The organism is Enterococcus sp. PLH-Efm8 (assembly GCF_053011625.1).
This window is the reverse complement of the sequence record NZ_CP172568.1, coordinates 2,319,029-2,335,145: the sequence shown is the minus strand read 5'-3', so window position 1 is coordinate 2,335,145 and position 16,117 is coordinate 2,319,029. Positions and strand designations below refer to the sequence as shown.

Annotated in this window: 15 protein-coding genes; 13 read left to right on the top strand and 2 right to left on the bottom strand. The window is 36.6% G+C overall.

What is annotated here, in order from left to right; all coding sequences use genetic code 11:
• The first annotated feature begins 318 nt into the window (after positions 1 to 318).
• Both ACIFUW_RS11530 and ACIFUW_RS11525 read left to right on the top strand, forming a co-directional pair.
• A complete protein-coding gene (locus tag ACIFUW_RS11530) occupies positions 319 to 591 on the top strand; it encodes a hypothetical protein (RefSeq protein WP_002287308.1) in 273 nt (90 codons plus the stop codon).
• A gap of 14 nt (positions 592 to 605) precedes the next feature.
• Entirely contained in the window at positions 606 to 1,529 is a 924-nt protein-coding gene (locus ACIFUW_RS11525) for a LacI family DNA-binding transcriptional regulator (protein ID WP_002294125.1), read from the top strand.
• Between the two features lie 139 nt (positions 1,530 to 1,668).
• Here ACIFUW_RS11525 and ACIFUW_RS11520 read toward each other — a convergent pair whose 3' ends face one another.
• Positions 1,669 to 2,421: a MerR family transcriptional regulator gene (locus ACIFUW_RS11520; protein WP_002294124.1), complete on the bottom strand. Its 753-nt coding sequence runs from the start codon at positions 2,419 to 2,421 to the stop codon at positions 1,669 to 1,671.
• 222 nt (positions 2,422 to 2,643) lie between these two features.
• Between ACIFUW_RS11520 and ACIFUW_RS11515 the strand changes: the two genes are divergently transcribed.
• The 3 genes from ACIFUW_RS11515 (at position 2,644) to nadE (ending at position 5,951) form a co-directional block, all read left to right on the top strand.
• Positions 2,644 to 3,006: a DUF1827 family protein gene (locus tag ACIFUW_RS11515; protein WP_002287305.1), complete on the top strand. Its 363-nt coding sequence runs from the start codon at positions 2,644 to 2,646 to the stop codon at positions 3,004 to 3,006.
• Between the two features lie 636 nt (positions 3,007 to 3,642).
• Positions 3,643 to 5,115, top strand: a complete 1,473-nt coding sequence (locus ACIFUW_RS11510; RefSeq protein ID WP_002287304.1) for a nicotinate phosphoribosyltransferase — start codon at positions 3,643 to 3,645, stop codon at positions 5,113 to 5,115.
• A gap of 11 nt (positions 5,116 to 5,126) precedes the next feature.
• Positions 5,127 to 5,951, top strand: coding sequence for an ammonia-dependent NAD(+) synthetase (gene nadE / locus ACIFUW_RS11505; protein WP_002287302.1), 825 nt, complete (start codon positions 5,127 to 5,129; stop codon positions 5,949 to 5,951).
• A gap of 72 nt (positions 5,952 to 6,023) precedes the next feature.
• Here nadE and ACIFUW_RS11500 read toward each other — a convergent pair whose 3' ends face one another.
• A complete protein-coding gene (locus ACIFUW_RS11500) occupies positions 6,024 to 6,914 on the bottom strand; it encodes an ArsR/SmtB family transcription factor (RefSeq protein ID WP_002287299.1) in 891 nt (296 codons plus the stop codon).
• Positions 6,915 to 7,111: 197 nt separating this feature from the next.
• On the opposite strand from ACIFUW_RS11500, the gene arfA reads away from it, so the two are divergent.
• The 8 genes from arfA to ACIFUW_RS11460 all read left to right on the top strand — a co-directional run bounded on the left by arfA (position 7,112) and on the right by ACIFUW_RS11460 (position 16,076).
• Entirely contained in the window at positions 7,112 to 8,629 is a 1,518-nt protein-coding gene (gene arfA, locus ACIFUW_RS11495; RefSeq protein WP_002287297.1) for an arabinosylfuranosidase ArfA, read from the top strand.
• Complete coding sequence (locus ACIFUW_RS11490; RefSeq protein ID WP_002321046.1) at positions 8,601 to 9,890, top strand: ABC transporter substrate-binding protein; 1,290 nt, start codon at positions 8,601 to 8,603, stop codon at positions 9,888 to 9,890. Before arfA ends, ACIFUW_RS11490 begins: the two co-directional genes overlap by 29 nt.
• Before the next feature lie 174 nt (positions 9,891 to 10,064).
• Positions 10,065 to 10,961: a carbohydrate ABC transporter permease gene (locus ACIFUW_RS11485; RefSeq protein ID WP_002287294.1), complete on the top strand. Its 897-nt coding sequence runs from the start codon at positions 10,065 to 10,067 to the stop codon at positions 10,959 to 10,961.
• Between the two features lie 13 nt (positions 10,962 to 10,974).
• The gene (locus ACIFUW_RS11480; RefSeq protein WP_002287292.1) at positions 10,975 to 11,838 is read left to right on the top strand and encodes a carbohydrate ABC transporter permease; all 864 of its coding nucleotides are present in this window, start codon (positions 10,975 to 10,977) and stop codon (positions 11,836 to 11,838) included.
• Between the two features lie 5 nt (positions 11,839 to 11,843).
• Entirely contained in the window at positions 11,844 to 12,407 is a 564-nt protein-coding gene (locus ACIFUW_RS11475) for a YesL family protein (protein ID WP_002294120.1), read from the top strand.
• A gap of 21 nt (positions 12,408 to 12,428) precedes the next feature.
• Positions 12,429 to 13,940: an alpha-N-arabinofuranosidase gene (locus ACIFUW_RS11470; RefSeq protein WP_002305467.1), complete on the top strand. Its 1,512-nt coding sequence runs from the start codon at positions 12,429 to 12,431 to the stop codon at positions 13,938 to 13,940.
• An 11-nt stretch (positions 13,941 to 13,951) separates the two neighbouring features.
• Positions 13,952 to 14,911 carry a glycoside hydrolase family 43 protein gene (locus tag ACIFUW_RS11465; protein WP_002287289.1) on the top strand — a complete coding sequence of 320 codons (960 nt, stop codon included), beginning with the start codon at positions 13,952 to 13,954 and terminating at the stop codon, positions 14,909 to 14,911.
• A gap of 85 nt (positions 14,912 to 14,996) precedes the next feature.
• Positions 14,997 to 16,076, top strand: a complete 1,080-nt coding sequence (locus tag ACIFUW_RS11460) for a GntR family transcriptional regulator (RefSeq protein WP_002287288.1) — start codon at positions 14,997 to 14,999, stop codon at positions 16,074 to 16,076.
• Positions 16,077 to 16,117 lie beyond the last annotated feature (41 nt).

The following is a 16,117-nucleotide window of genomic DNA, read 5'->3' as shown; positions in this document are numbered from 1 at the left end:
TGCTTCTGCTTCCGCTGTTTATACGTGTTTAGAGCGTGAGACAAAAGTGTTCTTTACTTTTGTCTCACGCTCTTTTTTGTGTGTAATTATAATGAAAATAGTTATTTTTAATAGTTATAATTTTTTATCTATTAAAAGTAAATATCCATTCACTAATAATAAAGATATATTTACAGTATCATTATAATGTATTCAATTTAAAATAAGAGACTTTGGTAATAATGAAAGAGGAATAAAACTTTTCTTTGGCAAAACAAACTCCTTGCTATGAGACGCGTTTCATACACTATACTCAAAGTATCAAAAGGAGGGCTTGCAATGAATACTTATGTAGAGATAACAGATGGCACAACGAACAATTATTTTTATGCGTTTGTCGAGTTCAAGGGATCCGTATTAACGTTGTACAGTTTTCAAGGGTTGAATAGGAATATAGTAAAAGAAATACCAATGAATGAAATCGAAAATTTGACAAAAGATATATATTGGGGCGGGCAGCGGATCAGTTTTTCGCATGAAGGAAAAATGTATCAGTTTTTTGAATGCGGTCCAGCTGTGGTAGACTATTTACAAGAAAATCTTTTTGTATAGGTGGCGAAGCAGCAGTGGCAAACATTCGAGATATCGCAAAGCTCACAGGTTATTCAGTTTCTACTATTTCACGTGTAATCAATGGACATCCATATGTAGATGAGGAAAAAAGGAAAGAAATACTTGCGGTCATGAAAGAAGTCGATTATATCCCTAATGCAAATGCCAGACAGTTAAGTTATGGAAAAACGAAAAGCATTGGAGTGATTCTGCCTTATACCAATCATCCGTATTTTGATCAGTTGATCAGTGGGATCATTGAAGCAGCGTTTGATTATGATTACAAAGTGACACTTTTACCGACGGGCTATCAGAAAGAAAAAGAGCGAAGGTATCTTGAAGAATTTGCAGCTAAAGCTTTCGATGGATTGATCATTACGTCTCGTGCCAATACACTAGATGATTTATTGGCATATCAAAAATATGGACCTCTAGTTTTTTGTGAAGAAATCAAGGGAAAACAGGCAAGCTGTGTCTTTATTGATCGAGAACAATCAATTACAGAAGGTCTTACTTATTTGAAGCAGCAAGGTATAAAGCAATTGGGCATCACGTTGGGGCGAAGTGGCAGGCTAAGTTATAACTCAAAAATCACTTTGCAGCTATGTCATCAACTTTTTCCATCTTTTGATGAATCACTTGTTTTTTGGGATTGTATAGATGCAGAGAAAGGAAAACAAGCAGGCTTCTTTTTTAAAGAGCTTGGAGTTGATGGTGTCTTTACAAATTCGGATATGGTTGCAGCAGGCATCTTGCAAAGCTATCTGCAAGATAAGACACCAGTGGTGATTGGACGCGATAATTTGCTGATCAGCGAGCTTCTTGGTTTCCCAACCATCGACCACCATCTGGAAGCTTGCGGAGAAATGGCATTTCAATTGTTTCTTACAGAAAAAAAGGATAAAGTGAAAATACCTTATACGTTTATTCAACGATGAATATATTTAAAGTAGGATGAAAAAACTTGTGAAAGAATGGAGCAGACACCAAAAGTTAGCATAAAAATCTAACTTGGGTGTCTGCTGTTTTGTTATTAGGTCATTTTACGTGTACTTTTTTGTTGGATCATGTAAAAGATTACGCCTTTTTTTGGATAATTTCATTTAAAGCTTTTGCTGCACCATGACCACTTCGCTCGTCATAATATGCAGTGAACCGTTCATCGGCTTCGTACATCATTCCTAGTCCTTTATGCGCTTTTGGCTGATATTCAGGCCAGCTGTAAGATAACCACTTCTTATGAGCTTGGAAGATACGGTCTGCTAAGCTTTCATCTTCTGGTTCTTTTAAGTAAAGAGTGAGATCAAATAACATCTGCTTTTCAACAGTTTGCATTTCTTCATACGTTTCTTTATCCATATTCATCCATTTTTCATTGGATGCTGTAACCTTTTTTTTTCCGTATTTTTGTCGAATCTCTTGTCCATAGGATTCTTCATTTTCTTTCAACTTTTGTTGTTTAAACCCTTCAAATTTTTCTTTGTCACTCATTTTTCTTCCTCCTTCGTACATATCAAGTGTCTGTTGGACAGTTGTCAAGAGGGTATCGATTTGTGCCCGTTTTTCCAGCAACATTTGCTGATGCTTGATTAAAGCTTTCTGGTGGTCAAAAGATGGATTGTCTAAGACCTCTTGGATATCATCCAACTTGAATGCCATTGTTCGATAAAATAAGATGTGTTGCAGACGATCGACTTCTTTTTTGCCATAAATCCGATAACCTGAAGAATTGATCCTAGCTGGTTTTAGCAGTCCAATCTCATCATAAAAGCGCAAGGTTCTCGGACTGACTCCTGATATCTCTGACATTTTCTTTATTGTGTACTCCATTATTTTTCCTCCTGACAAATGTAAGCATAATCCTTTACGTAACGAGATGGTCAAGAAAAAATTGTATTTTTTTCTCATGAAATTATGTTATACTATTAAGTGATAAAAGGTAAATCCTTTTGTCTTTAAAGGTTCAATTGTAACCGATTCCTTAATGCTAGGAAAGATGGTAACATAACTTAAGATTGGATCTAAATCGACTATATAGAAAAGAGGAATGAGATGAAGCTAATCGAAACACCTGTGAATAGTAATTTAAATATTAAGACATTTTATCCTAAAGTAGTGGAATTCTTTTTTGGGAATACGGCTATTAATTATTACAAATTATTTTCGTTAGATCGAACACAACTGCTATTGGTAGACACATATGATAAAAAGCAAGTCGTGATGATCAATACGAAGAAAAAAATCACAAGGCAAGAAATCGACTATGCGATTCATCACGTTTTAAAAATGACACGAGAAGATGTCAAAGTCCATGTAGGAGTGAAACAGGAGCTAGAACGTGCCGGAATACAATTCAAACGTCCAAATAAAGATATTGTAGTGATAGAACAAAAAAATACGAAGGATTCTATTTAATAACGACTAATAATCATCTTTATGGTAACCTGCTCCATATCTAATGTATACAATAAAAAACAAGGCGAGACTGATTGATGTCTCGCCATTTTTGTTTCCATTCTATTGACAGCTGCTTTCTTACTTTGTATCTTTTTAAAAACGTGTGATATTTTTTCCGCGAGTTTTTTCAACGCAAGGTATATCTTGTCATAATTCGCCTTTCCAAAAAAATTCAATACATAATAAGTTATATCCGTTTCTTTGGGGATAAGAAGCAAAAAAGGAAAGACGTATTATTGCTTCAAAAACTTTTGCCATTGATTATGTTGTAGAGACATTTGGTTATATTTGTTCAATCATCGGTATCTTAACGGCTACGATTGTAGTAGGAAAATCTACTTATTTTATCAAGTAAGAAAAATAGAAAACGCTAATTTCTTCGTGTCTCGGATACATTGAATAAAATAAGTATTCTTTCTCGTTTAGGTTAAATACCAATAAGAAAGGATAGTTTTAGCAGATGGAGTTCATTTTTAGCAAGAAATATCCGTAAAACATGTGCTTTTTCAGAAAAAATGGAAGATTTCTTTTCCTATTAATTTTTTTTGTTATAATGGGTAGGAAATGAAAACTTGCCAAGAGGAGTAATACAAGATGAATAATACTTACCCAGACGACAGTTTGACGCTGCATACGGATCTATATCAAATCAATATGATGCAGACATACTGGGAATTAGGTCGAGCTGATTTACATGCTGTTTTTGAATGTTACTTTCGAGAAATGCCTTTTAACCACGGATACGCGGTTTTTGCAGGATTGGAACGGTTAGTCAATTATTTAGAGAATCTGACGTTCAATGATTCCGATATTGCTTACTTGCGTGGATTAGAAGTCTATCCTGAAGGTTTTTTGGAGTATTTACAAAATTTTGAATTTAAAGCAACAGTTCGTTCTGCTCGTGAAGGAGAACTAGTTTTTGCAAATGAACCATTGATCCAAGTGGAAGGGCCTTTAGCGCACTGCCAATTAGTAGAAACAGCACTGTTGAATATGGTCAATTTCCAAACGTTGATCGCGACAAAAGCAGCTCGTATCAAATCTGTCATCGGAGAAGATCCACTATTGGAATTTGGAACTAGACGGGCACAAGAACTGGATGCAGCAGTCTGGGGAACTAGAGCGGCATATATCGGCGGAGCAGATGCAACAAGCAATGTACGTGCTGGGAAGATATTTGGGATACCAGCTAGCGGGACCCATGCTCATTCGTTAGTCCAATCTTATGGAAATGATTATGAAGCATTTATGGCCTACGCTAAAACCCATAAAGACTGCGTGTTCTTAGTCGACACTTATGATACGTTGAAATCAGGTGTGCCAAGTGCGATTCGCGTGGCGAAAGAATTAGGTGACAAAATCAACTTCCAAGGCGTACGCATCGACAGTGGAGATATGGCCTATATATCTAAGCGTGTTCGGGAACAATTAGATGCAGCCGGATTTACGGAAGCAAAAATCTATGCTTCGAATGACTTGGATGAAGCAACGATTTTGAATTTAAAGATGCAAAAAGCTAAAATTGATGTATGGGGTGTTGGGACAAAATTGATCACAGCCTATGATCAGCCAGCCCTTGGTGCAGTATTCAAGCTAGTATCGATCGAAGATGATGAAGGAAAAATGATGGATACGATCAAGTTATCAAGCAATGCAGAAAAAGTAACTACTCCAGGGAAAAAACAAGTGTGGCGCATCACTCGAAATTTTGATGGGAAATCTGAAGGAGACTACGTGACATTATGGGATGAAGACCCTCGAGAAGAAGAAGCTATCTTCATGTTCCATCCAGTGCATACGTTTATCAATAAAACTGTTCGAGACTTTACAGCTCGCCCAGTTTTACAAGATATCTTTATCGAAGGAAAAAGAGTTTACGAATTACCTGCACTAAACGAAATCAAAGAATATACAAAAGAAAATCTAGATTCACTATGGGAAGAGTATAAACGAGACTTGAATCCGCAAAAATACCCAGTCGATCTGTCTACTGAATGCTGGAACCATAAAATGGCTATCATGGAACGAATGAAAAAAAGCGTAGCAGAACTTCATACAGAAGCATAGGAGGAGAATAAATGAGCCTGCAGACAGAAATTATCAATGAATTAGGTGTCAAACCAACAATTGATCCAAAAGAAGAAATACGTAAAAGTATTGACTTTATGAAAGCATATTTGAAAAAATATCCGTTTCTTAAAACTTTTGTACTAGGTATCAGCGGCGGCCAAGATTCTACTTTAGCAGGCCGTTTGGCGCAACTAACGATGGAAGAAATGCGTGAAGAAACAAAAGATGAAAACTATCAATTTATCGCTGTTCGTCTTCCTTATGGTGAACAAGCAGATGAAGAAGATGCAAAAGCTGCTCTTGACTTTATCCAGCCCGATGTTAGTCTGCGAGTAAATATCAAACCAGCTGTTGATGCACAAGTACAAGTATTAAGCGAAGCAGGTGTGGGAATCAGCGATTTTAACAAAGGAAATATCAAAGCACGTCAACGTATGATTACGCAATATGCCGTAGCTGGAGAAAGAGCAGGAGCCGTATTAGGGACAGATCATGCTGCAGAAAACATTACTGGATTCTTCACGAAATTTGGTGATGGTGGAGCCGACATTTTGCCATTATTCCGTTTGGACAAACGACAAGGGAAACAATTGCTTCAAGCATTGAATGCACCGGAAAAATTATACACAAAAATTCCGACTGCAGATCTTGAAGATGGGAAACCAATGATTGCAGATGAAGTCGCACTAGGTGTCACATATAATGAAATTGATGATTATCTAGAAGGAAAAGAAGTTCCCGCTCAAGCACAAGAAAAAATCGAAGCATGGTGGAACAAGACACAACATAAACGACATTTGCCAATTTCCGTTTTGGATGATTTCTGGAAATAACAATAAAGCAAAAACAGCCGTCCCTTCATAGGGATTGGCTGTTTTTGTTTTATAAAATAGAAAAGAAAAATATCAGCTGTAGTAAACTTTTAATTTGATATCCTGATCGTAATTACCGAATCCTTTACCAAATAAAGTACAGCCCCCCACATGTTTGGCATCGTCTTTCACTTCGATTCGCAAATGCCAAGTGTCTTGCTCTTTAGGGATGTCGTTGATCGTGATGTTTGACAAGGGTTCTCCATTCATATTCGTCAAGTGTTTGGTAATTCGGATCGTCTTCAGCAAGCCGTATTGATTAAGATTATCTGGATACCAATCAGGCGTATATTTACCGCGGATATCAGCAAAATCTCCAGGGCTCGTCCATGTTCCTAGCTCCACACCATTTAGGCTGAAAGTGATATCTGAAGGCCAATTGTCATTTGAAAAAGGAAATTCAGAAGAAATTTCCACAGAAACTTCCAACATCTCCAATGTATCCTCTGTATTTAAAAAATTAGGTGCCTGATACTCGACAAATCCGCTGGTAAACCAGAGAATGCGGGCATCCATCCTTCGAGGATCCATAAAATAGCGTGGTTCATCCACTTTCCCGATAAAATCATGGATCGTAGCTAAACCGCATGTTGGTTCAATTGCATAATTTGTATAGTGACCAATAGGTATCGATGTTTCTTTCGTATCAAAAGCATTGAATATTTTTTCTGGAAAACTAATATCGATTTTATCGACACGAAGGCTCGAAATTTTTTGTTGTCCTACTTTTTCTGTTTTGATGATGTTTGCTTCCTCTAGCTTTTTCACGTGCATCGTCGTGATAGCACTGCTCACTCCAAGTTCTTTTGCCAAATCTTTGACATTCATCTTTTTTTTGGAAAGTAGCTGGATGATCTTGATCCTTGTTTTACTAGCTAATGCTTCATATACCGGTAAGGATTCTTCGTTTATTTGTAGTTGCATATATATCACCTCTTAAAAGGTTTTTCTTATATATTAACATATTTGTTAATAAAAGTTATATTAAATTATTTGTTTTAATCATTATTAATATTTTGGTTAATTAAAATCGATAAAAAATAAGTAAGTTTAACATTTATATTATTGACAACGCTTTCAACGAGGTGTATTATTCATGTATAAATTAAAGGAGGTCAGTTATGGAAGCCACAATGTTGATTAGTAGTGTCAAGCGTGTAGGCAAAGTTGATCCGCGGTTGTACAGTTCATTTATTGAACATATGGGACGAGCAGTATATGAAGGGATTTATCAGCCAGATCATCCATCAGCTAATAAAAGTGGATTTCGCCAAGACGTCATTCACTTGGTAAAAGAATTGAACATTCCCATGATTAGATATCCTGGTGGAAATTTTGTGTCAGGATTTCGTTGGGAAGACAGTATTGGGCCCATAGCAAATAGACCTAGAAGGTTGGATTTAGCTTGGCGGACAATTGAAACGAATGAAGTTGGGATTCATGAATTTTATAACTGGTGTCAGCATGTGGGGGCCGAAATCAATATGGCTGTCAATCTGGGTACTCGTGGAGTAGATGCAGCTCGTAATTTAGTCGAATATTGTAATTTTCCTAAAGGAACTTATTGGAGTGATTTAAGGCGTTCGAATGGTCAAGAGAGCCCTTTTGGAATTAAGACATGGTGTTTAGGGAATGAAATGGACGGTCCTTGGCAGATTGGACATAAAACAGCGGAAGAATATGGACGGTTAGCAGAGGAAACGGCTAAGGCGATGAAACTCGTAGATGATTCAATTGAGGTGGTTTTATGCGGAAGTTCGAATCGGCAAATGCCTACATTTGGTGATTGGGAGTTAACAGTTCTTGATCAAGCGTACGATCAAATAGATTATTTGTCTCTGCATCAATATTATGGCAACCAAAAAAATGATCTTTCTCATTATCTTGCACGTTCCTTAGACATGGATCGGTTCATTTCTGAAGTGACAGCGATGTGCGATACAGTCAAGGCGAAGAAACATAGTAAGAAGCAGATCAACCTGTCCTTTGATGAATGGAATATTTGGTATCATTCAGCGGAACAAGATGAGCAAGCAGCGCCTTGGCAGATTGCTCCTCCTTTACTAGAAGATAACTATAATTTTGAAGATGCATTACTATTAGGCTGTCTATTAATCACTTTATTGAAACATGCAGATAGAGTAAAGATTGCTTGTCTTGCTCAATTGGTAAACGTTATTGCACCAATCAGGACAGAAACAAACGGAGAAGCTTGGAGACAGACGATCTATTATCCATTTATGCAAGCTGCTGTGTATGGACAAGGAGAGGTGTTAAGCCCACAAATTCGTTCAGCAAACTATGCGACGGAAGATTTTGAAGAAGTGCCGTATTTAGAAAGTATAGCCGTAATAAATGACAAAGAACTTGTCATATTTGCAGTTAACCGTGGAGAAGAAGAAATGAATCTAACTGTTCACTTGTCTGAATTATCATTAGAGGGAGTGATTGATTTTTCTGAAATGAGTGGATTTGATACAAAAGCAACTAATCTTCCTAAAAGTGAACAAGTAAAACCAAGTCATTCAACAAATGTAAAAGCTGAAGATGGGAAAATCAATTGTTTATTGAAACCGCTATCTTGGAATGTGGTCAGATGTCGTTTATCAGATGAAGGAGGAACAAAAAATGAAAGGTAAAAAATGGTTAATTGGCTCTTTGTTGGTAGCTGCAACAGGTATTTTAGGAGCTTGCGGTGGCGGAAGTTCAGCAGAATCTGATTCTGATAAAGAAGTGACTTTGACTTTTTGGAATGGGTTTACTGCATCTGATGGTGAAATATTGCAAGAAATCGTTAATGAATTTAATAAAACAAATGATAAAAACATCAAAATTGAAATGGATATCATGACTTGGGCCAATTTGAATGAAAAACTTCCTACAGCGATTTCTTCTAAAAAAGCACCTGACTTTATTGCATTAAATTATCCAGATTTTGCACAGTATGTAGAAAACGGAGCGGTACAACCATTAGACGATTTCTGGGAATATGATGGAGTAGATAAATCTGATTTTAAAGAAACGGCTATTGAATTAGGTGAAGTAGAAGGTAAACAGTATTTTGTCCCCATGCAGGTACAAGGCATGTATATGTATTGGAATAATGATTTGTTTAAACAAGCTGGATTAGATACTGAACAACCACCTACTACTTGGGAAGAATTGACAGAAATGGCACCAAAATTAACTGATAGTAGTAAAAATGTATCAGGTTTTGTCTTCAATAAGGATGGAACTGCACCGTTATATAACTGGATGTTAGCAAATGGCGGTAAATTAGTGAACGATGATTATACTAAGTCTGAATTTGCGTCTCCTGAGAACCTTAAAACGTTAAAAGCGATCCAAAAAATGATCCATGTAGACAAGACTGGTCCAGAATCGATTTCTGGCGCCGAAATGGACAATTTAATGAATGCTGGTCAACTAGCCATTGAAATCAATGGGCCATGGTTAAATAACGGATTGAAAGCAAACGAGATTGATTATAATGTGACTACCTTACCACAAGGGAGTGATTCAGACAAAAAAACAGCTATTTTAGATGGCGTAGGATATGCCATTCCGGCAAGTACAGATAATAATAAAAAAGAAGCTGTCTATGAGTTTTTGAAATATTGGAATACAACTGAAATTGGTAAAAAATGGAGTATCGAAAATGGTTTTCCTGCCTACTTGGATTCAGTAGCAAAAGATGAAGAAGTAAAAAATGATCCTATTGTATCTGAATTATCGAAACAAATGGACTATGCAGAGCCATATTTACCAGGTTTTACCCAAATCTCTGCGATCAATAACGATATCATCAATCCACTGATTGAAAAATTATTAGCAGGAGAAGATCCTGAGACACTCATGAACGATGCAGATGATGCCATCAATCAATTACTGCAAAAATAGTACAGAACTTTATACAGGATAGACTGTTGGCAAGATACAGATATCTGAATGATCGACCTAGTATTTGCAGATAGGTGTTATTGCAAAAATCACAGCGATTGTTCGGATATCTTATTCAGATTCGTTTAAACCAAGATTGTATATTTTATCAAAATGAAAGATGAGGTGGACTATATGAACGGATTCACCAAATATTGGAATCGTCCTGATCGTGCTGCGTATTTGTTTTTAACTCCATCTTTTTTAGTTTTATTATTATTTACTGTCATACCGCTTTTAGGAACATTTGCTATTAGTTTTACAGATTTGAATATTTTCTTTACATCAAGAAATTTTGTAAGTTTTGAAAATTTCACACGTATATTTAGTGATGAACGAGCAGTTAATTCGTTGATTCATTCTTTATATTTCACCGTACTCGAAACGCCAACACAAATTATCGTTGGTTTATTAGCAGCAGTAGCATTATCTAAAAATACCAGATTCAATCGTTTTTGTCGTTCGACATTTTACATTCCAGTTATTTGTTCATTGACGTCAATTGCGATTATTTTTTCTATGTTGCTTGATCCGAATGTAGGGGCGATTCCTTACTTGTTTTCACAAGTCGGCTTGCCGATCCCTCAATTTTTTCGCGATCCAACCCTTGCTATGCCGACGGTAGCCATCATGACTGTTTGGAAGAATTTTGGTGTTACTATGACGATTCTCTTGACTGCTATTCAGGGAATCTCTCCCTCTTTGTATGAATCTGCTCAAATGGATGGTGCAACAAATCGACAGCAGTTTTTTAACATTACGCTACCTCAGATCGTTCCCTCCTTAGGTTTTTGTATTTTAACGAATCTGATTGGTTCGATGCAAGTGTTTGACCAAGTATATGTTGCAACCGCTGGTGGCCCACAATTTAAGACAGAAACAGCTGTTCAATATATTTACAGTCGAGGATTTACAGCACCTTATGAATTGGGCTATGCATCAGCACTGTCTTCGGTTTTGTTTATCATTGTTGCAACTATAGCTATCTCCACTAATGTGTACATGTCACGGAAAGAAAAACAAATGAAATAGGAGGGAAACCTGTATGGCACCAGAAAGCTCGATTACAGTTACTGTGAATAGTCGAAAAGCAGTTAGTGGTAAAAAAATCATTCGAACGATTAGTATGCTAGTTATATTGTTGGTTATTGCGTTTCCTTTTTTGTGGCTGATTATTTCTTCTTTTAAACACGAAAAAGACATTATCTCATTTCCGCCTAGAATATTTGCAGATAGCTATACCCTAGATAACTATATTAAGGTTTGGACAACGATCCCTTTATTAGATTACATCAAAAATACAGTGATTTTTGCTGGAGGGACAGTGATCACTTCTGTATTCTTTGATTCTCTTGCGGGGTATGCATTTGCTCGTATGCGTTTCAAAGGAAAATCAGTTTTGTTCTATTTCGTTTTGCTGACAATGATGATCCCATTCCAAGTCTTCATGATTCCTCTATTTATTGAAGTCAATTTGCTTGGCATGCTTGATACTTATGCAGGTTTGATCATTCCTCGTATGACAACTGCATTTGGTATCTTCATGATGCGTTCCTTTTTTATTACTTTACCAGATTCTTTGGAAGAGGCAGCACGCATTGATGGATTAAGTGAGTTTAATATTTTTTTGAAAATCATGTTGCCATTGAGCAAACCTACTCTTTTATCATTAGGGATTTTCACGCTGATGAATAGTTGGAATGACTTGCTTTATCCATTGATATTGACAAGTAGTTCAAAAATGAGAACTTTACCAGCAGGGTTAGCTTTATTTACAGGGCAGAACATTTCTTTTTATGGACCTGTAATGGCTGGAACGGTTATTTCAATGCTGCCATTACTAGTGGTTTATATTTTTGCACAGAAATATTTTGTTCAAGGAACAGCTATGTCTGGAATGAAAGAGTGAGGAAGATGAAAATAGTTGAGACTAAATTTTATGGACAGTTGATTGTGGTTTCTGATTACATCTTATTAGGTATTCTCTGGGTAATCGTGTGTTTGCCTGTTATTACTATCGTGCCTGCTACATGTGCTGTTTTTTATGTAATGGCGCAATGGAAAGGTGAGGGATCAGGAAATATCATTTATTTTTTCTTTCAAGGAATAAAGCAACATTTTGGTAAGAACTTGTTCCTTAGTCTGTTAACGATCATTATTTATTTTCTTGTTAATCAATTATTAGAAGAACAGACAATCGTACTTTCAATTAGTGGATATGTAGTTTTACTTATTTATTCCATGTTTCTTTTATCCTGGATATATGTGATTTCTGAAAACAAAGATATCACATTTTTACAAATTTTTGAACAAAGTGCATGGAAAGTATTTTTTGATTTTTTGAGAAATATTCTTTGTTGCGTATTGTTATTAGGATTTGTACTGCTCATATTTCTTTTCCCTCCTTTTATTTTTATCTTTGCTGGTGGCGTATGGAAACTTGTATCTATTATCTTGACTATAGGAAATGAAAGGTAGGGAAAGCTGTTGGACGAAGAAGTGAAAGTAAAAATCAGAGAGGATTTTACGGTAGGAGAGATCAGTTCTCGGCTGTTTGGCTCATTTGTTGAGCATATGGGAAGTGTCGTCTATACAGGGATTTATGAACCGGGCCATGAAACAGCTGATGGTGACGGGTTTAGACAAGATGTCCTCTCTTATGTAAAGGAATTAGAATTAGGTGTCATTCGCTATCCTGGAGGAAACTTTACATCTGGTTATGATTGGGTGGATACTGTAGGTAGGAAAGAACAACGACCAAAAAAAATTGATTTAGCATGGCGAGGTATAGAACCAAATTCTTTTGGACTCCACGAATTTTTTAAATGGATCAGTCATGTACAAGCGAAACCGATATTCACGGTGAATTTAGGAACAAAAGGAATTGATGAAGCAAAAAATTTAGTAGAATATTGTAATTTTCCAAAAGGAACCTTCTGGAGTGATTTAAGAATAAAAAATGGGCAAAAAAAGCCTTTTGGCGTTAAATTATGGTGTTTAGGGAATGAGCTAGACGGTCCATGGCAAGTGGGGGCTAAGAGTGCTTATGAATATGGTAGGTTAGCAAATGAAGCCTCAAAAGTCATGAAGTTAGTGGATGATTCAATTGAAACAATCTTAGTTGGAAGCTCTACGCCACGTTTACCATCGTACCCTGAATGGGATCGTATCGCATTAGAAGAAGCTTATGAGAATGTAGATTATTTAGCTTTGCATAACTATATTGATAAGTATGATGAAGAAGACTTGACTAAACCTCCTAAAAATGAGCGTGATGATACAGCGACATACCTTGCAAAAGCTTATCGATTCGATCGTCAAATTGAAGAAATCGTTGCTACTTGTGATTATGTAAAAGGATATTTGAGAAGTGAGAAAACAATGTATCTAGCGTTTGATGAATGGAATGTACATGCCCAACCGGAAAAAAGACATAGGGATTTTGAAGTCGGTAGTCCCATCGATTGGTGTTACTTTACTATGGAAGATACATTATTATTTGGTTCATTAGGGCTGGCTATTTTACGACACGCAGATCGCGTAAAGATTAGTTGTCAATCATTGTTAGTAAACACAATACCTTTAATACTGACAGATGCTAAAGGACAAGCATGGAGGAATCCAACTTATTATGTGATGCAACACTTATCGAAATATGCTAAAGGTCAAGTATTGAAACAACAAATCATTTGCCCTGTTTATGATTGTGAAAAGATAAAAAATGTTCCTTATGTGGACAGTGTGATCGTAGATAACGGCAATCAGCTGACTATTTTCTTGATCAATCGCACAAATGAACAACAAAAGATAACGATTGAACATGATTTCAATTTGCTAGATCAAGGAGAGCACTACACATTAACCAGTAGCGATCTGTTGGACAAAAATACACGTGAAGAACCAGAAAAAATAAAACCTGAAATAAACTATTTTTCAATAGAAAAACATGACGAATTAAATGTAGGGATAGAAAAATACTCTTGGAATGTAATTAGAATAAAGAAAATGTGAGGAAATTTGTTATGATGAAGACACTTTATAATAATCCTATCGTTCGGCAACGGGCAGATCCTTGGGTATATAAACATACAGATGGTTATTATTATTTTACAGGATCGGTTCCAGGCTACCAAGTGATTGAATTAAGAAGGGCAAAGTCACTGAATGAATTAGAACATGCTGCAAGCCTGATTGTATGGCAGGCTCATGAAGAAGGACCGATGAGTGAATTGATCTGGGCACCTGAAGTCCATTATATCAATGGAAAATGGTATATTTACTTTGCTGCAAGCAATCATAAAACTATACGTGATGAATCTCATCATCACCGCATGTTCGTACTTGAAAATCAGCATATAGATCCAATGAATACAGATTGGATAGAAAAGGGACAAATAAAAACGAAAAGGGAAACTTTCAGTTTAGACGGAACAACTTTCTCTTCTCAAGGAAAGCTATATTATGTGTGGGCCCAACAAGATCCTGAAATTACTGGGAATTCTAATCTTTATCTATCCGAAATGGATAATCCTTGGACGTTAAAGGGGAAGCAGATCCTCCTTTCTATACCTGAGTATGAATGGGAAAAACGGGGTTTTTCAGTAAATGAAGGTCCAGCAGTCCTTACTCGCAATGGGAAAATATTCATTACGTATTCTGGTAGTGCAACAGATGAAAACTATGCCATGGGCCTGCTGTGGGCTGATGAGCACAAGAATCTTTTATTAAAAGAATCATGGCATAAATTATCGGAGCCAGTATTCGTTTCTTCTGAAAAAAATAAGCAATTTGGTCCTGGTCACAACTCGTTTACGGTTTCAGAAGACGGGTGCTTTGATATTTTGATCTATCATGCTCGACCAGAGAAGAACCAAAAAGGGGATCCGTTAGACAATCCTAATCGGCACGCGAACGCGCAATGCTTTACGTGGAATGAGCAAGGATTTCCAGAATTTGGTGAACCTGTTCCGTATGCCTTATGAGCACAAGAAACCTTGATTTTTGCTTGAATAAACCTTGCAGACTCGTTATGATATATGTACGTACAAATAAAAAGGGGCAAGGCAAATGGCAAAATATCAAGATATTGCAGAAGAGATAAAACAAAAGATCCTTCGTGAGGAATACGAAGTAAATACAACCATTCCCTCAGAATTCAAGCTGCAAGAAATATATGACGTCAGCAGACATACGATTCGGCAAGCAATCGCTGTGTTGGTAAATGAGGGCTATCTGCGTAAAGAAAAAGGGTCGGGCACATATGTAGATGACAGCTATAAGAAAGAAAAAACACCATTGAACAGAACAAAAACGATCGGTGTCATCACCACATATCTCTCTGATTATATTTTTCCGTCGATTATCCGAGGAATCGAAAATGAATTACGAGAATCTGGGTATTCATTGCTTTTAGCCAGTACGAATAACGATCACGAATTGGAGAAAGAGTGTTTGAAGAAAATGATTGCTTATGGGGTAGATGGTTTGATCGTTGAGCCTACGAAAAGTAATCAGTATAACCCAAACTTAGCACTTTATGTTGCTTTGAGAGAACAAGGCATTCCGATGGTGATGATCAATGCTGCTTATGAAGAGTTAAATGCCTCTTATATTTGTTTAGATGATGTGAAAGTCGGTTTTATGGCAGCAGAATATTTGATAAAAAAAGGACATCAGCGTCTGTTGTTCATCACAAAAATCGACGATCTTCAAGGAAAATACAGGATGAAAGGTTTTATCAGCGCGTGTGAACAGTATAATGTGCGTTTTTTGACGGAAGATATCATTACTTTCACCACGGAAACACGAGAAACAATCGCTGAAAAAACAGTACAACGGTTGAAAGAAGAACAAGCTTTAGATGGCATCATTTGCTATAACGATCAAATAGCTAGTTTAATGCTAGATAAGTTGACAGAAAATGGCTATCATATTCCAGATGACCTATCGATCGTAGGAACAGACGATTCTTCTTTAAGCCATTTAGGGAATAAAAAATTGACAACATTGACGCATCCAAAAGAAAAGTTGGGACAAGATGCCGCACGGTGGATCGTCACAACGATTGAAAAAGGACAGGCACAGCCAAATATTCTCTATGAACCTGTACTAGTTGAACGGGAAACAGTGAAAGAAAACGAAAAATAAGAGACGGGTTTTTACCGCCTCTTATTGCTCCTACGGTTACT